A 22913-nucleotide genomic window follows, 5' to 3' on the forward strand; every position below is an offset into this window, starting at 1 on the left:
TCGCGGCCCCTTCTGTTTTATTGTGCTGCCATCGGCATTCGCGCCGCCTGGCATTGCTCCCACAGGTCCGAGAGCGCGCCGATCAGCTTTTCAATATCCTCGTCGGTATGCACCGGCGACGGAGTGATGCGCAGACGCTCGGTGCCCTTGGGAACGGTCGGGTAATTGATCGGCTGGATGTAGATGCCGTGCTGATCCATCAGAACGTCCGACAGCCACTTACACTTCACCGGATCGCCCACCATCACCGGAATGATGTGGCTCGGGTTGTCGATGTGCGGGATGCCCGCCTTGTCGAGCATTGCACGAACCTTGGCGACTTTCGCCTTCTGGCCCTCACGCTCATCCGTCGACGTCTTGAGGTGACGGATCGCGGCGCAGGCACCAGCGGCCACGGCAGGCGGTAGAGCGGTGGTAAAGATGAAGCCCGACGCGAACGAGCGGACGAAATCGACCAGTTCACGCGATGCAGTGATGTAACCGCCCATGACGCCGAACGCTTTGCCCAGTGTGCCTTCGATCACAGTAATGCGGTCCATCAGACCTTCGCGCTCGGCCACGCCGCCACCGCGGGGACCGTACATGCCGACAGCGTGCACTTCGTCAATGTAGGTCATCGCGTTGTACTTGTCGGCGAGGTCGCAGATCTCTTTGATCGGCGCGATGTCACCGTCCATCGAGTAGACGGACTCGAACGCGATCAGCTTCGGCTGCTCTGCGGGCAGGCTCGCCAGATGACGTTCGAGGTCTTCAAGGTCGTTGTGCTTCCAGATGATGCGCTGTGCCTTGGAATGGCGGATACCTTCGATCATCGACGCATGGTTCAGCGCGTCGGACAGAATAACGAGGCCAGGGATTTTCGCGCCCAGTGTCCCCAGACCGGCCCAGTTCGACACGTAGCCTGAGGTAAACAGCAGCGCGGCTTCCTTGCCATGCAGATCGGCCAGTTCGCGCTCCAGAAGGACGTGGTGGTGTGTGGTGCCCGAAATATTGCGTGTACCGCCAGCACCGGCACCCACCTTGTCCAGCGCATCATGCATGGCGGACAGGACGACCGGATGTTGACCCATGCCGAGGTAATCGTTGGAGCACCAGATAGTGACCTTGCGGACGCTATCCTCGATGAAGTTCGCCGCTTGAGGGAAATTGCCGCGTTCACGCTCGAGATCGGCAAACACGCGGTAGTTTCCTTCATCGCGGAGCTTGTCCAACTCCGAGCGGAAGAAGTTCTGATAGTCCATGATTAGTCTCCGGCAGCTTCGCGGGCGATTTCGTCAAGAAGTGCCTGAACTTCCTGCATCTCGCCTTCGGGTTGGGTGCGGTAGCCCACGGTCACCTCGCCTTCGCGTTCGAAGACAAAGACCGCATACGGACAGTGCGCGATGTTGAGGGGGTCAATCTCCATCATCTTGCGCGACAGGGCTGCCGAGCAGAAGTTGTAGACATCGGCCTTGTCGAAGAGCGTCACATCGGAGCCGACATCCTCGCCCGTGCGGGCAAGCATCTCTCCGGTGTGGCTGACCCAGTCGACCACCAGTCCCCGCCCCGTGATTGCCGATTCCAGTCCGAAGATGGCGTCGTCGAAGGTGCCATTCACGTCATAGGTCACTGCTTCCTGCGCAAAGGCAGTCGAAGCGGTCAGTGCGACCAGTGCGGAAATGGCAAAACGGTTCATGGCAAAAGCCCCTCAATCTGCGGTGTTGATAAAGCCACATCAAAAACGTGGCTTTGATCTATATCATGTTTCGGAGCATGTAGCTTCCCTCGCGGCTACAACCAAGGGGGAAGCGCTCCGATTACTGATCGACCGACTTCAGGTACTCGATCACCGCGTCGATATCACCCTGATCACGTAGACCCGCAAAGCTCATACGGGTACGCGGCATAGCGTCACGCGGGTTTGCAAGAAATGCGCCAAGGCGTTCCTCATCCCACGTCTCGCCGTTGGCGTGAGCCTCTTGGAAAACATCGGAATAACGGAAATCTTGGAGTGCTCCGATCCCGCGACCGACAATGCCGTTGAGCTGCGGACCGGTGCCGTTACGTGCGCCGTCACCGACCTTGTGACAGGCGCGGCACTTGCCGAAGACACGCTCGCCAGCGACAGCTAGCTCGGGATCGAAGGCCGCCATTTCCACAGCAGGTTCTTCGGCCGGAGCTTCCTCGTTGGTTTCCTCAGCAGCGACCTCGGTTGTCGATTCCTCTGTTGTCACGGCAGCTTCTTCGGTCAGAGCATCTTCTTCCGAAGCGCCCTCTTCTTCAGGCGTCACGTCGAGCACGCTGGCGTGCATCGTGATCTCCACCTCTTCCTTGCAATTCTCCATGCAGATGTCCGCGCGGACGAAGACGGGGAATTCGGTGTCCATGCGGTCGTCCATAAAGAAGTTGTCTTCGTTGGGCAGTCGCACCTCGGTGAAGTTGTCGCTCGACAGGGTGAAGTCGTCCTCGACCTCGTTGTTGAGGTACAGAAGATACGCGGTGATCGCGTAGACTTCGTCAGGTGTCAGCGTCGATGCATCACCGAACGGCATGGCGCGGTTCACGTAATCGTAGACCGTCGACAGGTACGGCCAATACGAACCGATGGTCTTCACCGGATCTTCGTTTTTCAATGTGCCCTGCCCGCCTGCGAGAACTGGCCAGCGACCAACAGCTTCACCGAAGTCGCCGTGACACACGGCGCACTTTTCGACAAAAACCTCTTCACCGGTCCATACATCGCCCGAGCCTTCGGGCAGGCCCATTCCGTCGGGACGGATGTCGGTGTTCCACGCGGCTACTTCTTCGGTCAGCGCGGGACGACCGAGGCCGTAGCCGCCTTCGATCGACGGCGCATGGCCGGCAGCCGCCATCTCGGCGGCGAGTGCTGCGGCAGCCTCCGCGTCGGCAGCGGCTTGGGCCTTGGCTTCTTCGGCGTAGGCCGCGCGGACTGCGATGGCTTCACGAACGGGCGCAGGGATGTCCACGACCAACTGGTCAGCCATCATGTAAGAGATCGCGAGGATGCCGGTCGCGCCGCCCAGAGCGGGGACGAAGATCTTAAGAAATTTCGACATTTTCAGCCTCGCCGTTCTCGTTGACATACCAAGTCTGGATGCCGTTGTTGTGGTAGATCGAATTCTCGCCACGGATCGCGCGCAGCTCGTCTTTGGTCGGCTGGACGTATCCGGTGCTGTCGTGAGCGCGGGATTGCAGGAGCAGCGGCGAGCCGTCCCATTCGAATTCGAAGTAGAAGCGATGCACGGACTTGTTGAACGACGGACCGCTCATGCGGGCCTGATGCCAGTTCTTGCCGCCGTCGATGGTCACGTCCACACGCGGGATCGTGCCGCGGCCCGACCAAGCGATGCCGGTGACCACAGTCCAGCCTTTGCCATGGGTGATCGGCGCTTGCGGCGACGGGCTGGTAATGACCGACTTGGCGTCCATCTCCCACGTGAAGCGGCGGGCCTTACCGTTGGCCAGAAGGTCGGTGTACTTCGACGTTTCCTCGCGGTGCTGCCAAGGCTCGTCACCGACTTCGAGACGGCGGAGCCACTTGATCCACATATTGCCTTCCCAACCGGGAACGACGAGGCGAACGGGGTAGCCCTGCTCGGGACGGAGCGCTTCGCCGTTCATCTTGAACGCAACGAGGCAGTCGTCGAGCGCCTTTTCCATCGGGATCGAGCGGGTCATCGCAGAGGCATCGGCACCTTCGGCGAGCAGCCACTTGCCATTGGCCTGAACGCCCGCTTCTTCGAGCAGAAGGCGCAGCGGGATGCCGGTGTACATGACATTGTGGATCATGCCGTGGGTGAACTGGCAGCCGTTGAGCTGGGCGCCGGCCCACTCCATGCCCGAGTTTGCCGCGCACTCGAGGAAGTAGACGTGGTTTTCGCGCGGATAACGCATCAGGTCTTCGAGCGTGAACACGATTTCCTTATCCACGAGGCCGTTGATCATCAGGCGGTACTCTGCCGGATCGACATCAGCGACACCGCCATGGTGACGCTCGAAGCACAGCCCGTTGGGCGTGATGATACCGTCGAGTTCATGCAAGGGCGTGAAGTTGACCGAGCTGATCGGGTCGGCAGTCAGCCACGGAACGTCACGGCGCACAGCCTCAGACGCGTACTTCGACGGAACACCATAGGGACGCGCATCGACGCCGTCACCAAGCTGGTTGCGCCACGGTTGCAGTTCGGTGATTGCCGGATCGGGCGCACCTTGGGCACGCGCAAACGACGCGCTGACAGCGGCACCGCCAGCAGCCACGGCGCCGGTCAGGAAATTCCGGCGGGACGGTTTCGTGCCTTTGATCTTGATATCCATCCTGATGTCCTCCGTTTAGACGCCGCTGACCTGCACCGATGTGTTCGGCGCAACGGAAACGGTGCCAAGTTTGCGGATGTGAGATTCCACCACGTCCCAGATCGCCGGACCTTCGGTGCCTTCGTTAACACTCGCCCAGCCGGCGACGACGTAGCTCTTGGCCGGATCGAGCTGTTCGCCGGTCTTGAGCATCGTAATGTTGGAAATGCGCTCGCCGATCGGCTTGCTGACGTCGATGTGGTAACCAAGGCCGCCCATACGCACCATGTCGCCGCCCTGCTGGTAGTAGGGATCAGGATTGAAGATGTTGTCGGCAACGTCTTCCATGATGGTGTGGATGAACTCGCCCGTCATCTCGGTGCGGTACGCGTTCGGGTAGGTCATCGAAGTAACGCCAAAGACGTCCTCGCGGGTGATCTGCTGACCCGGGATCAGCGACGGGCCCCAGCGCACGCCCGGCGACATTGCGATCTCCGCATCACGCTCTTCGAGGAGCGCGTCACAGATCAGATCGTCCCACGAGCCGTTAAAGTTCCCACGGCGGAACAGCGTGGTGTCGTCGGCGACGGTGCCGAGCACTTCGCTCAGTTCGCTCTGGAACGGCGCGCGTTCGGCCTCGATAGCGGAGGACATTTCGGCGTCGGATTCGATGACGTCCGAGAAGATCGGGATGAGCTTGTGACGGAAGCCCATCATGCGGCCATCGCGGATGTCGAGGTCGATGCGGCTTACGAATTTGCCATGCGAGCCCGAAGGAATGACGATGGTTTCGCCAACGAGATACGGCTCAGGCAGCGCGTCGTGGGTGTGGCCCGACAGAACAACGTCGATGCCCTGCACGCGCTCGGCCATCTTCTTGTCCACGTCAAAACCGTTGTGGGACAGAACGACAACGCACTCGGCGCCCTTGGCGCGGCATTCATCGACCATCGCCTGCATGTTCTCGTCGCGGATACCGAAGGAGTAATCGGGGAACATCCAGCCGGGGTTAGCGATCGGCATGTAGGGGAACGCCTGACCGATCACGGCGATCTTGACACCGCCTCGCTCGAAGAACTTGTAGGGCGAGAATTCGGCAGCGGGTTCATCCCACATCGCGTCAAAGATGTTCTGGCCCAGCGCGGCGAAGGGGAGGTTTTCGACGATCTCGCGAACGCGATCCTGACCGAGCGTGAATTCCCAATGGAACGTCATCGCGTCAGGCTTGAGAAGGTTCATGGTGTTGACCATGTCCTGACCTTCGGTGTGGTAGCAGGTGTAGCTACCCTGCCACGTATCACCGCCATCAAGCAGCAGCGCGTCGGGACGGTCGGCACGGATTGCCTTCACGACAGTCGCGATGCGATCAAGGCCGCCCATCTTGCCGTAGCCTTTGGCGAGCGAAGCAAAGTCGTTGTAGGTCAGCGCGTATGCGGACGGGGAGCCATCCTCGATGCCGTACAGACGACGGAAGTCAGCACCGGTGATATGCGGGACTTCGCCTTTGTTTTCACCCACGCCGATGTTGATCTCCGGCTCGCGGAAATACATCGGGTTCAGCTGGGCGTGGATGTCGGTCAGGTGGATCAGAGACACATTACCGAAGGTCTTGAACGACAGCAGGTCGTCCTGCGTCAGAAGTTGCTGCGCCGCCAGACGGCCCCAATTACCAAACCCAGAGGCACCGACGATGGCGCTGGCCGCCATGCTTGCCTGTAGAAAATCACGACGCGAGATCATGTCACTCGATCCTTCTTCGCATTCTGAAAATTGAATATTTTAGCTAGGAGAAAGCCCGCATCCACACGGAATGCGGGCTTGCCTAGAGCTTAGTTGCGGACCGACGGGCCTTCGACCGAGAGGCCGTTGCCGCGGCTTGCAACGTACAGTTCGAGAGCGATGAACTCTTCGCTGCCGACTGCATAGGTCTCTGCGCGGGTATCGCGGACACACCCCTTGAAGCGCGACTGAACGCCGTTCAGCTTCGCATTTTTCAGACGGTAGGTCGGGAAGCCGTTGATCTGGCCTTGGCTCAGGTGGTCAGCGCGGATCATGTTACCATAGTTCTGCTCGTGGCAGTTCGCGCACGACAGCTCGAGCTGACCGGTGCGGGTATAGTACATGTCACGACCCTGTTCCCACATGGCCTGAGCAGGTCCGTCGATGGCGACGTTGATCGTGTCACCACGACCGGCGTAGGAAATCAGACCTTCCATGGCGAGCATGTCGTCACCGTCGTATTTCCACTCCTCGGCGCCCATGTTCTCGGTACGGCATGCATTGATCTGCATCGCGAGAGTACGGACTTCCTCGGCGTCGTCGTTCCACTTCGGATAGGTCGCGCGAACACCGGCCATGCCTTCTTCGGCAGCGCCATGGCAATCCGCGCAGGATTTGTTCTCGGTGCCTTCGGCGGTGCCCCAAGCGACCATGGCGTCTTCGACGGCGAGCATGCCCGGATTGTCGAAGTCGTCCATCTGCATGGCTTGGGTTTCATTCGAGCGGTAGACCCAGCCCGAGGTGATTTCCGAAAGAGCACCATCAAGGTGTGCCGGCGCGTCAGCGCGGGTCACGATCTCGGTTTCGCCGTTGACGATGAGCTCGGCGCTTTCGTCAGCAACGGCAGTGGATGCAGCAAGAGCGATCAGCCCGTACACAGCACCTTTGAGAGCCGTTTTCATCATTATTGATCCTCCCCTTGTGACGCGATCAGCCCTTAGCTGACCGCGATTTCCTTGGTGTCCTCGTAGACCGAACCGTCATCGTCATACCAAGTGAAGGTAAACGCGCCGCTTTCCGGCACGGTGGCCTGGAATTCGAAGTACGGGTTGGTCGAGATTGCCGGCTCGAGAGTGACGTCGATAACGTTCTGGCCGTTAAAGTCACAAGTGAAGCGGTTAATGATCGAACGCGGGATCGGGTTGCCGTCGCCGTCTTTGCGCTGGCCCGATTCCATCGGGTGCGAAATCAGGGTCTTGATGGTGATGACTTCACCAGCAGTGGCATCGCGGGGGACGCGGACGCGGGGTGTTACGTTGTCTGCCATTTTCTCTCTCCGATGCCTTAGCCGCCGCAGCCGCCGATGGTGACCTTAACTTCTTTCGAAGCGCGAACGAACGAGCCATCCGACATCTTCGCGATGGCGATGACGTCCTGCGTACCTGCAAGGCGGATACGGGTCGAAGCCATCTGCGCACCCGCTAGCGGGCCGAAGTTGAAAGTGGCGACCGACGGGGTCGGGTTGCCAGCAGCCAGTACCAAGATCGCGGTCGCGCCCGGAGCGTCGACTTCGATCGGCACAGTGTTACCGTTTTCGGCGATTTCCGGAGCAGTGAGGGTCAGACCGCCCTCGCCGACTTCGGCACCACCAGTGAATGCATTGATCGCCTCATCAGCAGCAGCCGAAGCGCGGAACGGCAGCATCGCGGCCACCGAAGCGCCCGTCGCCAGCAGGATCATTTCTCTGCGGTTCAGGTTCATGTTGTCTCCTTAGAATACGGTTGGATCAGTCGGTCAGCGTCAGCAAGTACGCGACGACATCCTCGATTTCCTGCGCGGTCAGAAGCGGCGGAAGCGGCTCTTGGCCTGCTTTGCCGGTGAACGCATCGCCCGGACGGATGTAGCCGCTGGTCTTGTAGAACGCGGGCATCATGGTGTCGGGGAATGTGTGTTTCGCGTTTGCGACGATACCGCGAAGTTCGGCTTCGCTGCGGTAGCCGCCCACGCCGTCGAGCATCGGCCCGACCTCGCCATGGAACGGATAATCCGCGAGAGCCGTAACTTCGTGACAGGCGATGCAGTTGCCTTTGCCACGCGAAGTCATAACAACGATGCCGTTTTCCGGATCGCCAGCTACGCCAGTCAGAGAAGCAGTGACCTCACCATACTCTTCGTAAACGACATCTGCCGGAGCAACGTCCTCTGCCGAAGCGACTGTGGCGGCCAAAGCCAGACCGGCCGTCATTTGAATGATGCTCTTCATGAGCCCTCCCTGATCATCATATGCGGCTTAATGAATACCTTAGTGCACACCATTCGCCGCTGACAACGATAAATTCAAAAATTTGAATATTGCTGCTCTGCGGCGGGCCTCAAGGTATGGGCGAATTGTCGCAGGCTGTCAATCGGACAGCCCGCCCTCTTCGATCATACGCGCATGATATTTCTGGAAATTCTCGTCGCCTAAATAGCCTTCATCGACCACCCAGCGGAGCAGGTTGTAGGTGGTCCATTTGCCGAATGCACCGGGCATCACCGCTGCGGCTGCATCCATTCCGGCAACGCCGTCTTCCACTTCTTTCGGGTAGAAAATCAGCGTCGGCGTGAAAAGAATCCCCCAGTTCTGAACCATCTCTTTTTCAGGCAGAGTCGTACCGTCGAAATCGGTCACCTCCACGTCGCCGAACATGTTGATCTGAACGACGAAGTAGTTGTCCTCGATGTACTGGGCGATTGTCTCGTTCGGGAACACCTCCTCGTGCATCTTGGTGCAGTAAATGCAGCCGCGCTGCTCGACCATGACCAGCAGACGCTTGCCTTCGGCGGTCGCTTCTTCGAGGTCCTCACGCAGATCCTTGAAGGTTTCGCGCATCCACGTTTCTTTGTGCAGCCCGTCATCACCGAGCGTGGCTGCGCTGGCTACCGATGTCCACAGACACGCGGCCAGCAATGTCAGTAGTTTCCGCATCGGATTCTCCTCCCGTATTGCGAAATCAGAGTATGTTGGTGAACCAAGGCATCGCCTTAATCATCCAGTCTGCAATCACGTTCACACTCCCCGTTGCGATGAGGATGCCGAACACAATCAGCATGACGCCCATGACTTTTTCAACATATGCCTGATATTTGCGGTTCCTACGCGCCCAGCCAAGGAACGGCTTGGCAAAAAACGCGGCGATGACGAACGGCAAGGTCATGGCAACACCGTAGACCAGCAGCAGAAGGCCGCCTTCCCAGACGTTGCCCATACCGCCTGCCATGAAGAGAACCGAGGCCAGCGCAGGCCCGACGCAGGGCGTCCAGCCAAAGCCGAAGGCGAGACCCATCACGTAGGCTCCAGCGAGGCCCGCAGGCTTCTTCGTCGAGTCGAGGCGCGCTTCGCGGTACAGCAGTCCAATACGGAAGACGCCGAGGAAATGGAGGCCGAAAACGATGAGGATTGCGGCAGCCACATAGGCCAGCACCGATTTCCACTGCGCCACGAATTGCCCCGCCGTCGTCGCGCCCATCCCCAGCAAAACAAAGATCGTCGTAACGCCCAGCGCGAAGGAAATGGAGGCCAAAATCAGCCGACGTTGCACACCTGGCGCAATTTCATCGTCGCCCTGCAGTTCCGCCATCGACATCCCGCCCATATATGACAGGTAGAACGGAACCATGGGCAACACGCAGGGCGTGAAGAATGAAAGCAGACCGGCAATCGCTGCACCGAGATAGCTGATCTCCATTGCGGCATCCTTGATGAATTCACATATTCATATTACGCTAGATGACTAGTCGTACGCCGGTCAAACGAATTAGGAGACCGAAGCTGAAGTACCTTATCGCAGCCTTATCGATACTTGTAGGGGCACCTGTCGCAGCCGAAACGCAGCTTTTAATGGTGCGCGAACAAGGCTGTATCTGGTGCGCCCGCTGGGACGCCGAAGTCGGCGATGCCTATGACAAAACAACCGAAGGCAAGACCGCACCTCTCATCACAGCCGACCTGCATGGCTCGCTGGACGCTTATGAGTTTGAGCGCCCTGTCGTTTTCTCGCCGACCTTTGTGCTGATCGACGATAACGTCGAGCTTGGCCGTATCGAGGGTTATCCGGGCGAAGATTTCTTCTGGGGCTTCCTCGGAAACCTGCTGCAAGAGGCCGAAATACCTGCGCCGAATATGTGACTTATGAGTGATAGCGTTAACAACTTGGCCCAACTGGGACCTATTGGGGACTTGAAACGTAGACAAAGATCAGTAAGTCGCGATGGAACGCTCTACAAAAAGCTGGGATTGGGACATGGGTGAGCTCGCTATCAGCCTCGCTGACATGGCGAAGATGGAGAAGAATTCGACGGACGCGGCGAATTTTCTCAAGGCGATCAGTCATGAGGGTCGCCTCATGATCCTCTGCCATCTGGCCTCCGGCGAAAAGTCGGTGACTGAACTCGAAGAGCTTATCTCCGCCCGTCAGGCTGCGGTTTCCCAGCAGCTTGCACGCTTGCGTCTGGAAGGTCTCGTCGTACCACGACGCGAGGGCAAGACCATCTACTACAGCTTGACCGACGACCGTCCCCGCCAGATTATCAACGTGCTCTACGAGATGTTCTGCGGACGATCGTGAGTGCGGCCCTTGGGTCGCCAAGGGAGGACACTTTATGATCGACTGGCTCGGAGACGGGACAATGGCCGCTATCGTCGGCCTTGTCACCGGCGTGATGCTCGGACTGGCAGCGCGGCTTGGGCGCTTCTGCACACTCGGCGCAATCGAGGATTACTTCTACGGCAACAATGATTTGCGGCTCCGGATGTGGGGCGTGGCGATCGGCGTGGCTGTGTTCGGAACCTTTGGCCTGATGGCTGGCGGCCTGCTCAGCCCCATGGACACGATCTACCTCGGCTTCGCATTCGCACCTATCGGCGCCATCTTCGGCGGACTTGTCTTCGGCTACGGCATGGCCCTCGCAGGCAACTGCGGCTACGGGGCGCTCGCGCGACTGGGCGGCGGTGATTTACGAAACTTCGTCATCGTGGTCGTTATGGGTATCGCTGCCTTTGCCACGATAAGCGGTCCCCTCGCCTATCTTCGTGTTGCGGTCTTCCCGCAAGGTCGCGCCGACGCTCCAGCGGGTATCGCGCATACGCTTGGCGAGGTCGTCGGCGTTTCACCGAACCTCATCGGGATGATCGCTGGCCTCGTCATTCTGGCGCTCACGATCGCGCCCTCGCACGTCCGCAAAGCGCCAGAGTACATTGCATGGGGCGCGGTCGTCGGCCTGTCGGTCGTCCTTGCTTGGGCGGGAACGCAGTGGATCGCAGAGTATGCGTTCAACCCCGCTATCGTCGCGAGCCACACCTTTGCCGCCCCACTGGGCGAGACGATCCTGTGGACCATGACCGCCAGCGGCAGCTCGCTATCGTTCGCCGTCGGTTCAGTCTGCGGTGTGTGGTGCGGCGCGTTCCTCGGCTCCCTGATCAAAGGTCATTTCCGCTGGGAAGCCTGCGAGGACCCGCGCGAACTGCGCCGTCAGGTGTTCGGCGCGGCGCTCATGGGGGTCGGAGCCGTCGTCGCGATGGGATGCAGCATCGGACAGGGCCTGTCGGCCATGTCGGTTCTCGCGTGGTCCGCCCCTCTGGTCGTCGCGAGCATCTTTGCAGGCGCCTGGCTGGGGCTTCGTCAGCTTATCGCCGGTTGGGCCCCCGCCGAATAATCACATCGCGCGTTCGAGGAAGTTAAGCCAGTTGCCGTTGGCGATCTTGGCCGTGAGTTCGGTCCCGTAGCCGTGGGCCTGCATGGCTTGGATCAGATCGTAGAGGCCCATGACATCGCCAATCGCCTTGGGAATGACCGCTCCGTCAAAGTCGGAGCCAAGCGCCACACGGTCCTCGCCCATGATCGAGAGCAAGTGATCGAGGTGCCGCATCATCGGATCGAAACCCACGTTTTCATCGCGGCGGCCGTCGTCGCGCAGGAAGGCGCAACCGTAATTCAAACCCACAACGCCGTCGGTTTCTGCCATGATCTTCAGCTGGCGATCCGTGAGGTTTCGGGACGACGGAGTAATCGCATGGGCGTTCGAATGCGTTGCCATCATCGGCTGGCTGGACAGCGCGACGACATCCTCGAAACCCTTTTCGTTCAGGTGTGACAGGTCGATCAAGATGCCGAGGCGGTCACATTCAGCAACCAGTTGCTTGCCGAGGTCCGTCAGGCCCGCGCCATGATCCGGCGACGACGGAAACGCGAATGGCACGCCTTCACCGAACAGCGTCGGACGGCTCCACACAGGGCCAAGAGAACGCAGACCCATGTCGTACCATAGTTGCAGATGATCGAGCTCCGGCCCGATCGCCTCCGCCCCTTCCATATGCATGATCGCGGCAATCTTCCCACTCTCGATCAGCGGACGGATCTGCTTGCCGCTCTCCACGATGACGAAATCACCGCCCGACACGCGCTCCATCTGGCGCAGGCAGGCCGCTTGGGTCATCGCGGTCAGCACAGCATCGGCCTGCGACAGCATCGGCGGCAGGTTCAGGTGATAAGGCAGCGTTTCCATCTGTGTCTCGAAATCAAGGCCGGAGCCGTCGTCCGGCGATGGCACCCAGATTGCGAAGAACCCCCCCGCAAAGTTTGCCTCTTTCATGCGGGGCAAGTCGAGGTGGTGCGCGCCCTCGCCTTCCAGCCACATGGCTTCCCTCTTGTCAGGGGACACCGAAGACACGCGGAAGAGGAAATCGTTGTGGCCATCGAATACGGGAATTGAGGTCATTTTCGCTCCTGTGCTTGCTTCCACAGGCTAGCCCGTGGCACGAGAGAGGCAATACATTGTGAGAGCACTAATGATTGACCTGATTATTTTCGATTGCGACGGCGTCCTTGTGGACAGCGAGATTATCAGCGCGGAGGTTTTGATCGAAGAACTGCGCAATGTCGGCATCAAAATTGATCGGGATTACGTGCGTATCCACTGCCTCGGCCGCAGCTTCCCGACCGTTGCAAAGGCGATCCGCGAGAGCCACAGAACGCCGCTTCCCGACGATTTCGAGATGCGCTACCGCAACACGCTTCTGGAGAGGTTCGAGACCCGCCTTCGCCCGACAGAGGGTATCGCGGAGATGCTCGAACAGCTCAACATCCGTCGCTGCGTTGCAACATCATCAAGCCCGCCGCGGGTGGCGAGAACGCTCGAACTCACCGGCCTCGACAAGTACTTCAGCGAGCATGTCTACACCGCGAGCCTCGTCGAGCGCGGCAAGCCTGCGCCTGATCTTTTTCTCCATGTTGCCAAAGAGATGGGCGTTCCGAAAGAGCGCATTCTCGTCGTCGAAGACAGCATTCCGGGCATCACGGCAGCCAAGGCCGCAGAGATGAACGTGCTGGCGTACACGGGCGCTTCGCACCTGCGGAATCTCGGGATAAGATTGCCTGACGATACGCAATCCTTTGACAACTGGTCCGATTTCGCACACCTCTTACGACAATTTTGAGAGAGGGAGAAATCTGTGACTGTCGGACGTTTCACGCCCGAAACTACGCGACTGGACGACGCTGCTCGTGCCGGTTGGCTGTACTATGTCGCAGGCAACACCCAGGACGAAATCGCGCGCAAGCTGGGGGTCTCCAGACAGTCCGCGCAGCGCCTCGTTGCGATGGCTGTGAGCGAGCGTCTGGTCAAGGTCCGCCTCGACCATCCGATCGCCCGATGCATGGATTTATCGCAAGCGATCCTCGATAAGTTCGGGCTACAATTCTGCGAAGTCGTCCCCTCCGACCCCGAAGCGCCGAACCTCATGGCAGGCGCCGCAATCGCCGCCGGAGCGGAGATTGAACGCACGCTGAAAACCGACGAAGAGCGCATCATCGCGCTTGGTACGGGCCGTGCGTTGAAAGCCACGGTTGAGCAGGTTCCGCGCATGCATTGCCCCCAGCACCGCGTCGTTTCGCGGCTGGGCAACATGATGTCCGACGGCTCCGCAACGCCTTATAACGCTACGATTCAGCTCGCTGAGCGTATCAACGCGGTGCAGTACCCCTACCCGCTTCCGGTGCTTGCGAACTCTCGCGAGGAACTCGGCACGCTCTTCGGCCAAGAGGCCGTCAGAAACACGCTGAGCCTTTGCGAGCGGGCCGACCTGACGCTGGTTGGCATCGGGCAGATGGACAGCACAGCCCCGCTGTTCGTCGATGGCTTCCTGACCCGCGACGAGATCGACGAGGTTCAGGCCCGCGGTGCTGCCGGTGAAATCACATCGTGGATTTACGACGACAGCGGCGAGATCATCGACTGCGCGTTCAATCGCCGCGTGGCCTCTGCGCCGCTCCGTCCGGCATGTGATCAGCGGTTCATCGGCGTGGCCGTCGGACCGTCCAAAGTCCGGGGTATCATGGGGGCTCTGAGGGGCCGTCTGATCTCGGGTCTGATCACGAGCGAATCAACCGCCGAAGCGATTCTCTCGGCCGACTGATTCTCCGCCCAACCCACCAATTCGTCGCATGATTTGCTTCGCCGCAGCGCAGCAATGAGCCCTGCCGTGGGCGCATACCTGTACTTCCGTACAAGCATTTCTCAAACGCATAACTGATTTCATTGGTTTTTTCTGGCCTACTGCGGTGCAGCTAGGGTCGGGGATTGACATGAATCGGCCTTTTCGCGAACATTTGCCCACTAACGTAGCAATTGCCCATCAAGGGCATTGGGAGGAAATTATGACAATGACTGTGCGCGCGCTTCTCGGCGCGACTGCTCTGTGCTCGGCCGCTGCTATCGCAAGCGCCGAAACGCTGACCATCGCCACCGTTAACAACGGTGACATGATCCGCATGCAGGGTCTGGACGATGACTTCACCGAAAAGACCGGCATCGAGCTGGAGTGGGTCACCCTCGAAGAGAACGTTCTTCGCCAGCGCGTAACCACCGACATCTCGACCAACGGTGGCGCATTCGACATCATGACCATCGGCATGTACGAAACCCCGATCTGGGGTGCGAACGGCTGGCTCGTCCCGCTCGACGACCTTTCGGACGAGTACGATGCAGACGACATCCTGCCGGCAATGGCTGGCGGTCTGAGCCACGACGGCACCCTCTACGCTGCACCGTTCTACGGTGAATCGTCGATGATCATGTACCGCACCGACCTGATGGAAAAAGCTGGTCTGGAAATGCCGGACGCGCCGACTTGGGAATTCATCCGCGAAGCAGCGGCTGCAATGACCGACCGTGACGCCGACATCAACGGTATCTGTCTCCGCGGTAAAGCCGGCTGGGGTGAAGGCGGTGCTTTCATCACTGCAATGGGTAACTCCTTCGGCGCCCAGTGGTTCGACATGGACTGGAACGCAACCTTTGACGGCGAAGCTTGGGCAAACACCCTCAACTTCTTCAAAGGCATGATGGACGAGTCGGGCCCGGCTGGTTACGCAACCAACGGCTTCAACGAAAACCTCTCGCTGTTCCAGCAGGGCAAGTGCGGCATGTGGATCGACGCAACCGTTGCTGCTTCGTTCGTCACCAACGCAGCCGAGTCGGAAGTTGCTGACAGCGTAGGCTTCGCTCTGGCACCCGATAACGGTCTGGGCAAGCGCTCGAACTGGCTCTGGGCTTGGGCACTCGCCATCCCGGCTGGCTCGCAGAAGCAAGACGCTGCTAAGCAGTTCATCGAATGGGCAACCTCGAAGGACTACATCGAGCTCGTCGCTGAGAACGAAGGCTGGGCAAACGTACCGCCGGGCGCACGTACCTCGCTGTACGAAAACCCGAACTACATGGAAGTTCCGTTCGCTCAGATGACCCTGGACTCGATCCTGTCGGCTGACCCGCTGAACTCGACCGTGAATGAATCGCCGTACGTTGGCGTTCAGTTCGCCGCTATCCCGGAATTCGCTGGCATCGCCACCGAAGTTTCGCAGGAATTCTCGGCAGCTTACGCCGGTCAGCAGACCGTCGAAGAAGCTCTTGAGAAGGCACAGGCGATCACCAACGACGCAATGGAAGCTGCTGGCTACCGCTAATAGTCTCCTCCAACGCAGGGGGGCGGCCGTAGGCTGCCCCCCTGTTTTCCACTTTCCCCGCACAACTCGTTTAAATTTTCAGGTGGTGTCATTACTGCCAACAGAGGAAGTGTATCATGGCAACACAACACTCTCGCTCAGCTGCCCGCATTATGATGGCGCCGGCGGTTACCCTCCTTCTGGGATGGATGCTCGTTCCGCTGATCGCCACGCTGTACCTCTCTTTCCGAGACTACAGACCGATGCGCGGCGGCGACCTCGGCTTCGCTGGTTTGGAAAACTACACGCGCTTTATTAGCAGCAGCTCTTTCTGGCCCAGCATTCTCACCACTCTGATTATCGTTGGCGGCGTACTCGCCATCACCATCATTTTCGGTGTTCTTCTCGCCCTTCTCCTTGACCGTCCGATGTGGGGCCAGGGTATCGTGCGTATTCTCGTCATCGCACCGTTCTTCGTGATGCCCACCGTTTCGGCGCTGGTCTGGAAGAACATGTTCATGGACCCGACCAACGGCCTTCTGGCCCACCTGTGGCGCTTCTTCGGAGCGGACCCGGTGGTCTGGATGTCGGAACAGTCGCTCCTGTCGATCATCATCATCGTCAGCTGGCAGTGGCTCCCGTTCGCGACGCTCATCCTTCTGACGGCGATCCAGTCGCTGGATGGCGAGCAGCTTGAAGCATCCGAAATGGACGGCGCCCCGACGCTGGCCCGCTTCTGGTACATCATCCTGCCGCACCTGAGCCGCGCGATCACCATCGTCCTGCTCATCCAGACGATCTTCCTGCTTTCGATCTTCGCCGAGATCTTTGTGACCACCGGCGGTGCATTCGGCACGAAGACCCTCACCTACCTCATCTTCCAGCGCATCAGCGAAAGCCAAGCTGTCGGTCTGGGTTCCGCAGGTGGTGTCTACGCAATCATTCTCGCCAACATCGTTGCCATCTTCCTGATGCGCATCGTCGGCAAAAACCTGGACTAAGGGGGCGATCATGGCACGTTCTGTTACTACGCAGCAAAAAGCGATCAACACTGCCCTCGCATGGGCTGTCGGTCTGCTGATCTTCTTCCCGATCCTCTGGACCATCCTGACGAGCTTCAAAACCGAAGGTCAGGCTATCTCGGATCCGCCCGTGTTCCTGTTCTTTGACTGGACACTCGAGAACTACCGCGTTGTTCAGGAGCGTTCGAACTACACGAACTTCCTGTGGAATTCGATCTTCATCTCGGTCGGCTCCACCCTGCTCGGTCTTCTGGTGGCAATTCCTGCCGCGTGGTCGATGGCCTTTACGCCGTCCAAGCGCACCAAGGACATCCTGATGTGGATGCTCTCCACCAAGATGCTGCCGGCTGTTGGCGTTCTCTACCCGATCTACATCGGCGCAGCCAAAATGGGCCTGCTCGATAGCCGTACCGCACTGGTTATCGTCATTATGCTCATCAACCTGCCGATCATCATCTGGATGCTCTACACCTACTTCCGCGAAATTCCGGGCGAGATCCTCGAAGCGGCTCGTATGGATGGCGCATCGCTGAAAGAAGAGATCGTCTACATTCTGACTCCGATGGCTGTACCGGGCATCGCATCGACACTGCTGCTCAACATCATCCTCGCTTGGAACGAAGCGTTCTGGACGATCAACCTGACGGTAACCAAAGCAGCACCTCTGACGGCCTTTATCGCAAGCTATTCCAGCCCCGAAGGCCTCTTTTACGCAAAACTCTCTGCAGCCTCGACCATGGCGATCGCACCGATCCTCATCATGGGCTGGTTCAGCCAGAAACAACTTGTCCGTGGCCTGACCTTCGGCGCCGTGAAATAAGGGAATACGATTATGGGACGCATTACTCTCGATAAAGTCACCAAGCGCTTCGGCGATGTCGAAGTCATTCCGCCGCTGGACCTCACCATCGAAGACGGCGAGTTCGTTGTCTTCGTCGGCCCGTCGGGCTGCGGTAAGTCCACCCTCCTGCGCCTGATTGCCGGTCTCGAAGACGTTTCCGGCGGTCAGATCCGCATCGACGGTCAGGACGCCACCGAACTGCCGCCCGCCAAGCGCGGTCTGGCAATGGTGTTCCAGTCGTACGCTCTGTACCCGCACATGACCGTACGCAAGAACATCGCCTTCCCGCTCAAGATGGCGAAGATGGATCAGGCTGAAATCGACAAGCGCGTGAACAACGCCGCGTCGGTTCTGAACCTGACCAACTACCTCGACCGTCGTCCGGGCCAGCTTTCGGGTGGTCAGCGTCAGCGTGTGGCCATCGGCCGCTCGATCGTTCGCGAACCGGCTGCCTTCCTCTTCGACGAACCGCTCTCGAACCTCGACGCGGCTCTTCGTGTGGGCATGCGACTCGAGATTTCGGAGCTGCACAAGCGCCTCGAAACCACGATGATCTACGTGACCCACGACCAGGTCGAAGCGATGACCATGGCCGACAAGATCGTCGTTCTTCAGGCTGGCGTCATCGAGCAGGTCGGCTCGCCGCTGGAACTCTACAAGAACCCGAAGAACAAGTTCGTTGCAGGCTTCATCGGCTCGCCCAAGATGAACTTCATCGAAGGTCAGGAAGCTGCAAAGTACGATGCCCACACCATCGGCATCCGTCCGGAGCACCTTGCTGCATCGGCCACCGAAGGCGCTTGGAAAGGCACCGTCGGCGTTTCGGAGCACCTCGGTTCGGACACGTTCCTCTATGTACACGACACCGGTCTGGGCGAAGCCCTCACCGTCCGTGTGAGCGGCGAATTCAACCTGCGCCACGGTGACACCGTCTACCTGACGCCGGAAGCAGACAAGATCCACCGCTTCAACGCAGAAGGACTGAGCATCTGATGGAGCGGCTTGCTGGTAAAACAGCATTGATTACAGGCGCAGCCCGAGGAATCGGGCTCGCCTTTGCCAAGGCCTATGTGGCCGAAGGTGCAAAGGTCGCGATCGCCGATATCAATGCAGAAGCAGCTGCCAAAGCTGCTGCGGAAATCGGCGATGCCGCGATCGCGGTACAATGCGATGTGACGTCTGTCGAAAGCATCGAAAGCGCCGTTGCATCGGTCGAAGAGCAGTTCGGCGGGATCGACATCCTGATCAACAACGCTGCCCTCTTCACCGCTGCGCCGATCATCGAGATTTCCGAAGCCGATTATAACCGTGTGTTCGACGTTAACGTCAAAGGCACACTGTTCATGATGCAAGCAGTCGCGAAGGGCATGATCGCCCGCGGTCGCGGCGGCAAAATCATCAATATGGCCAGTCAGGCAGGTCGCCGCGGTGAAAGCCTCGTCGCTGTTTACTGCGCCACCAAGGCGGCCGTCATCAGCATGACGCAGTCCGCAGGTCTGAACCTCATTCACCACGGTATCAATGTGAACGCGATCGCGCCTGGCGTTGTCGACGGCGAACATTGGGACGGTGTGGATGCGTTCTTTGCAAAGTACGAGGGGCTTCCTCCCGGCGAGAAAAAGCGCCGCGTAGGCAAAGAAGTTCCTTATGGGCGTATGGGTCGTGCCGAAGACCTCACCGGTATGGCCGTTTTCCTAGCAACAAAAGATGCCGATTACGTGGTCGCCCAGACCTATAACGTAGACGGCGGTAACTGGATGAGCTGACATGGCTATCAAACTCGAAACATCCGCACTCGACCAGCTCCCCGCAGAAGTGGGTAAGCCTGAGTATGACCGCAGCGCTCTGACTGCCGGTATCCTCCACGTAGGTGTCGGCAACTTCCACCGCGCGCACCAGGCTGTCTATCTCGACCGTCTGTTTGCGCTCGGCGAAAGCCACGAGTGGGCACTTTGCGGTGCTGGCGTTCGCGCAGGCGACGCGCTGATGCGTGAAAAGCTGGAAGCTCAGGACTGGATGACCACGGTCGTCGAACTGGACCCGTCGGGTCTGACCGCGCGCGTCACCGGCTCCATGATCGACTTCATCGAAATCCACGCGGACAAGACCATTGCCCGCATGGCCGATCCGGTCACCAAGATCGTTTCGACCACCATCACCGAAGGCGGCTACTACGTTGACGCCCTCACCGACGGTTTCGACACTAAGCACCCCGATATCGTCCACGACGCAGAGAACCCCGATACCCCGAAGACGGTCTTCGGCATGGTCATCAAGGCACTGCGTATGCGCCGCGACGCAGGTCTGCCGCCGTTCACCTTCATGTCCTGCGACAACCTTCCCGAAAACGGTCACGTTGCAAAGCGCACCGTTGTTGGTCTCGCAAAGCTAATCGACGAAGACTTCGCCACCTGGATTTCGGAGAACGTCGCGTTCCCGAACTCGATGGTTGACTGCATCACGCCCGCCACCTCGGACCGTGAACGCCAGCTGGTTGCCGACAAGTTCGGCATCGTCGACGCATGGCCTGTCGCTTGCGAGCCGTTCCGTCAGTGGGTGATGGAAGACAACTTCCCGCAGGGGCGCCCTGCCCTCGAAAAGGTTGGCGTAGAGTTCGTCGAGGACGTCGCCCAGTACGAGCTGATGAAGCTGCGCATCCTGAATGGTGGCCACGCTGCGATTGCTTACCCGTCGGCTCTAATCGGTCACCACTTCGTCCACGACGCAATGGCTGACCCGCTCATCCACGACTGGCTGGACGCACTGGAACGCCGCGAGGTCATCCCGACCCTTCAGCCGATCGAAGGCGTGGACTACCAGAAGTACCGCGAAAAGATCATCGAGCGCTTCTCGAACCCCGAAGTTGGCGACACGATCCCGCGTCTCTGCCTCGACGGTTCGAACCGCCAGCCGAAGTTCATCCTGCCGACCCTGCGCGACGCGCTGGCCAATGGTGCGGACATTTCGGGTCTGGCTCTCGAAGTTGCTCTGTGGTGCCGCTACTGCACCCGCGTTGACGAAGCAGGCAACGAGATCGCACCGAATGACGACAACCACGTCGCGCTCAAGGAATACGCTGACGCCGCCAAAGAGCGCCCCGCAGCCTTCCTCGAGAACCAGGCTGTCTTTGGTGATCTGGCCCAGAACGAGACCTTCGTTGCGGCCTTCGGCGCTGCGCTGAACAGCCTCTACGACAACGGCGTTGCGGACACCCTCCGCGCCTATATCGCGAAATAATTTGGTGACCCGGCGCCTTGTGCGTCGGGGCTCCCTCTTAACTGGCCGGGCCTTGTGCCCGGCTTTTCTTTTTGCGCCCTACCCTTTTGCACAAGACAAAAAGAAACGGGGCCGCCGAAGCGACCCCGTTCCTAATTCCCGGATGGGACGGATGATTACATCATGCCGCCCATGCCGCCCATTCCGCCCATGTCCGGTGCGCCAGCACCTTCTTTGGCCGGCTTGTCAGCAACCATGGCTTCGGTGGTGATCAGCAGGCCAGCGATGGAAGCAGCGTCTTCCAGAGCGGTGCGGGTCACTTTAGCCGGGTCGATGACGCCGAATGCGAACATGTCGCCGTACTCTTCAGTCTGAGCGTTGAAGCCGAACTTCACGTCATCCGATTCACGGACCTTACCGGCAACGACAGCACCGTCGACACCAGCGTTGTCAGCGATCTGACGCAGCGGAGCTTCGAGAGCGCGGCGAACCAGAGCAACACCGGCGTTCTGATCGGGGTTTGCACCGGTCAGACCTTCGAGAGCCTTGCCAGCCTGAACCAGAGCAACACCACCGCCAACGACGATGCCTTCCTGAACAGCAGCACGGGTCGCGTTCAGTGCGTCATCAACGCGGTCCTTACGCTCTTTCACTTCGATTTCGGTCATGCCGCCGACGCGGATAACAGCAACACCGCCTGCCAGCTTGGCAACGCGCTCTTGCAGCTTCTCACGGTCGTAGTCCGAAGTGGTTTCTTCGATCTGGGTGCGGATCTGGGCAACGCGTGCTTCGATCTCTGCCTTTCCACCAGCGCCATCAACGATGGTGGTGTTGTCCTTCGAGATCTGGATCTTCTTGGCCGAGCCGAGCATATCCATGGTGACGTTCTCGAGCTTCATGCCGAGGTCTTCCGAGATGACCTGACCGCCGGTGAGGATCGCGATGTCCTGCAGCATGGCCTTACGGCGATCGCCGAAGCCCGGAGCCTTCACGGCAGCAATCTTCAGACCGCCACGCAGCTTGTTGACAACGAGAGTTGCCAGAGCTTCGCCTTCAACGTCCTCAGCGATGATGAGGAGCGGCTTCTGCGACTGGATGACCTGCTCGAGCAGCGGAACCATCGGCTGGAGCGACGACAGCTTCTTCTCGTGGAGCAGAACGATGCAGTCATCGAGTTCTGCAATCATCTTGTCCGGGTTGGTGACGAAGTACGGCGACAGGTAGCCGCGGTCGAACTGCATGCCTTCGACGACTTCTACTTCGGTTTCCATGCCCTTGTTTTCTTCGACGGTGATGACGCCGTCGTTGCCGACCTTCTGCATCGCGTCTGCGATCTGACGACCGATCGAAGCTTCGCCGTTGGCCGAAATGGTGCCAACCTGAGCGACTTCGTCCGAGTCAGCGACTTCGCGAGCCATCGACTTGATCTGCTCGACGACCTTGGCGGTTGCCATGTCGATACCGCGCTTCAGGTCCATCGGGTTCAGGCCAGCAGCAACCTGCTTGAGACCTTCACGAACGATTGCCTGAGCAAGAACGGTCGCAGTGGTGGTACCGTCGCCGGCTTCGTCGTTGGTACGCGAAGCGACTTCTTTGACCATCTGTGCGCCCATGTTCTCGAACTTGTCTTCAAGCTCGATCTCTTTAGCGACCGAAACACCGTCCTTGGTGATGCGCGGGGCACCGAACGACTTTTCGAGAACAACGTTGCGGCCTTTCGGGCCGAGCGTCACTTTTACCGCGTCAGCAAGAATGTTGACACCGCGAAGCATGCCGTTGCGGGCTTCGGTGCCGAATTTGACGTCCTTAGCAGCCATTGCTGTATTCCTCGTCTAAAATTGTTGT

The 22913-nt window shown here is 59.3% G+C and carries 24 protein-coding genes; 11 read left to right on the top strand and 13 right to left on the bottom strand.

What is annotated here, in order from left to right:
• Positions 1–17: 17 nt before the first annotated feature.
• The 11 genes from hemA to IF204_RS10040 form a co-directional block, all read right to left on the bottom strand.
• On the bottom strand, positions 18–1241 hold the full coding sequence (hemA, locus tag IF204_RS09990; RefSeq protein WP_194096668.1) for a 5-aminolevulinate synthase: 1224 nt from the start codon (positions 1239–1241) through the stop codon (positions 18–20).
• A 2-nt stretch (positions 1242–1243) separates the two neighbouring features.
• Positions 1244–1675, bottom strand: coding sequence for a DUF302 domain-containing protein (locus tag IF204_RS09995; RefSeq protein WP_194096669.1), 432 nt, complete (start codon positions 1673–1675; stop codon positions 1244–1246).
• A gap of 121 nt (positions 1676–1796) precedes the next feature.
• Positions 1797–3056 carry a c-type cytochrome gene (locus IF204_RS10000; RefSeq protein ID WP_194096671.1) on the bottom strand — a complete coding sequence of 420 codons (1260 nt, stop codon included), beginning with the start codon at positions 3054–3056 and terminating at the stop codon, positions 1797–1799.
• The gene (gene soxC / locus IF204_RS10005) at positions 3040–4314 is read right to left on the bottom strand and encodes a sulfite dehydrogenase (protein ID WP_194096673.1); all 1275 of its coding nucleotides are present in this window, start codon (positions 4312–4314) and stop codon (positions 3040–3042) included. Before soxC ends, IF204_RS10000 begins: the two co-directional genes overlap by 17 nt.
• Before the next feature lie 15 nt (positions 4315–4329).
• Entirely contained in the window at positions 4330–6033 is a 1704-nt protein-coding gene (gene soxB, locus IF204_RS10010) for a thiosulfohydrolase SoxB (protein ID WP_194096675.1), read from the bottom strand.
• Between the two features lie 89 nt (positions 6034–6122).
• Positions 6123–6977 carry a sulfur oxidation c-type cytochrome SoxA gene (gene soxA / locus IF204_RS10015; protein ID WP_194096677.1) on the bottom strand — a complete coding sequence of 285 codons (855 nt, stop codon included), beginning with the start codon at positions 6975–6977 and terminating at the stop codon, positions 6123–6125.
• Between the two features lie 32 nt (positions 6978–7009).
• Positions 7010–7339 (bottom strand): thiosulfate oxidation carrier complex protein SoxZ, encoded by a 330-nt coding sequence (soxZ, locus tag IF204_RS10020; RefSeq protein WP_167635959.1) that lies wholly within the window; start codon positions 7337–7339, stop codon positions 7010–7012.
• 17 nt (positions 7340–7356) lie between these two features.
• Positions 7357–7773: a thiosulfate oxidation carrier protein SoxY gene (gene soxY / locus IF204_RS10025; RefSeq protein WP_194096679.1), complete on the bottom strand. Its 417-nt coding sequence runs from the start codon at positions 7771–7773 to the stop codon at positions 7357–7359.
• A 25-nt stretch (positions 7774–7798) separates the two neighbouring features.
• Entirely contained in the window at positions 7799–8275 is a 477-nt protein-coding gene (soxX, locus tag IF204_RS10030; protein WP_194096680.1) for a sulfur oxidation c-type cytochrome SoxX, read from the bottom strand.
• Between the two features lie 138 nt (positions 8276–8413).
• Positions 8414–8980: a thioredoxin family protein gene (locus IF204_RS10035; protein ID WP_194096682.1), complete on the bottom strand. Its 567-nt coding sequence runs from the start codon at positions 8978–8980 to the stop codon at positions 8414–8416.
• Between the two features lie 25 nt (positions 8981–9005).
• A complete protein-coding gene (locus IF204_RS10040; RefSeq protein ID WP_194096684.1) occupies positions 9006–9740 on the bottom strand; it encodes a cytochrome c biogenesis CcdA family protein in 735 nt (244 codons plus the stop codon).
• Between the two features lie 152 nt (positions 9741–9892).
• Between IF204_RS10040 and IF204_RS10045 the strand changes: the two genes are divergently transcribed.
• The 3 genes from IF204_RS10045 (at position 9893) to IF204_RS10055 (ending at position 11706) form a co-directional block, all read left to right on the top strand.
• On the top strand, positions 9893–10180 hold the full coding sequence (locus IF204_RS10045; RefSeq protein ID WP_228069151.1) for a hypothetical protein: 288 nt from the start codon (positions 9893–9895) through the stop codon (positions 10178–10180).
• A gap of 115 nt (positions 10181–10295) precedes the next feature.
• The gene (locus IF204_RS10050; protein WP_194098200.1) at positions 10296–10619 is read left to right on the top strand and encodes an ArsR/SmtB family transcription factor; all 324 of its coding nucleotides are present in this window, start codon (positions 10296–10298) and stop codon (positions 10617–10619) included.
• Positions 10620–10653: 34 nt separating this feature from the next.
• The gene (locus IF204_RS10055) at positions 10654–11706 is read left to right on the top strand and encodes a YeeE/YedE family protein (RefSeq protein WP_194096687.1); all 1053 of its coding nucleotides are present in this window, start codon (positions 10654–10656) and stop codon (positions 11704–11706) included.
• On the opposite strand, the gene IF204_RS10060 is transcribed toward IF204_RS10055, so the two are convergent.
• Positions 11707–12768: a dipeptidase gene (locus IF204_RS10060; protein WP_194096689.1), complete on the bottom strand. Its 1062-nt coding sequence runs from the start codon at positions 12766–12768 to the stop codon at positions 11707–11709.
• A gap of 70 nt (positions 12769–12838) precedes the next feature.
• On the opposite strand from IF204_RS10060, the gene IF204_RS10065 reads away from it, so the two are divergent.
• The 8 genes from IF204_RS10065 (at position 12839) to IF204_RS10100 (ending at position 21089) form a co-directional block, all read left to right on the top strand.
• Positions 12839–13486, top strand: coding sequence for an HAD family hydrolase (locus IF204_RS10065; protein WP_194096691.1), 648 nt, complete (start codon positions 12839–12841; stop codon positions 13484–13486).
• 15 nt (positions 13487–13501) lie between these two features.
• Entirely contained in the window at positions 13502–14464 is a 963-nt protein-coding gene (locus tag IF204_RS10070) for a sugar-binding transcriptional regulator (protein ID WP_194096693.1), read from the top strand.
• A gap of 247 nt (positions 14465–14711) precedes the next feature.
• A complete protein-coding gene (locus tag IF204_RS10075; protein WP_194098201.1) occupies positions 14712–16010 on the top strand; it encodes an ABC transporter substrate-binding protein in 1299 nt (432 codons plus the stop codon).
• A gap of 116 nt (positions 16011–16126) precedes the next feature.
• Entirely contained in the window at positions 16127–16990 is an 864-nt protein-coding gene (locus IF204_RS10080) for a carbohydrate ABC transporter permease (RefSeq protein WP_194096695.1), read from the top strand.
• Between the two features lie 10 nt (positions 16991–17000).
• On the top strand, positions 17001–17831 hold the full coding sequence (locus IF204_RS10085; RefSeq protein ID WP_167635948.1) for a carbohydrate ABC transporter permease: 831 nt from the start codon (positions 17001–17003) through the stop codon (positions 17829–17831).
• A gap of 12 nt (positions 17832–17843) precedes the next feature.
• A complete protein-coding gene (locus tag IF204_RS10090; protein WP_194096697.1) occupies positions 17844–18845 on the top strand; it encodes an ABC transporter ATP-binding protein in 1002 nt (333 codons plus the stop codon).
• Positions 18845–19618, top strand: a complete 774-nt coding sequence (locus IF204_RS10095) for an L-iditol 2-dehydrogenase (RefSeq protein WP_194096699.1) — start codon at positions 18845–18847, stop codon at positions 19616–19618. The genes IF204_RS10090 and IF204_RS10095 overlap by 1 nt, the downstream gene beginning before the upstream one ends.
• A gap of 1 nt (position 19619) precedes the next feature.
• Positions 19620–21089: a mannitol dehydrogenase family protein gene (locus tag IF204_RS10100; RefSeq protein WP_194096701.1), complete on the top strand. Its 1470-nt coding sequence runs from the start codon at positions 19620–19622 to the stop codon at positions 21087–21089.
• A gap of 155 nt (positions 21090–21244) precedes the next feature.
• On the opposite strand, the gene groL is transcribed toward IF204_RS10100, so the two are convergent.
• Complete coding sequence (groL, locus tag IF204_RS10105) at positions 21245–22885, bottom strand: chaperonin GroEL (RefSeq protein ID WP_194096703.1); 1641 nt, start codon at positions 22883–22885, stop codon at positions 21245–21247.
• Positions 22886–22913 lie beyond the last annotated feature (28 nt).

The sequence above is a fragment of the Marivivens aquimaris genome (assembly GCF_015220045.1).
GTDB lineage: Bacteria > Pseudomonadota > Alphaproteobacteria > Rhodobacterales > Rhodobacteraceae > Marivivens > Marivivens aquimaris.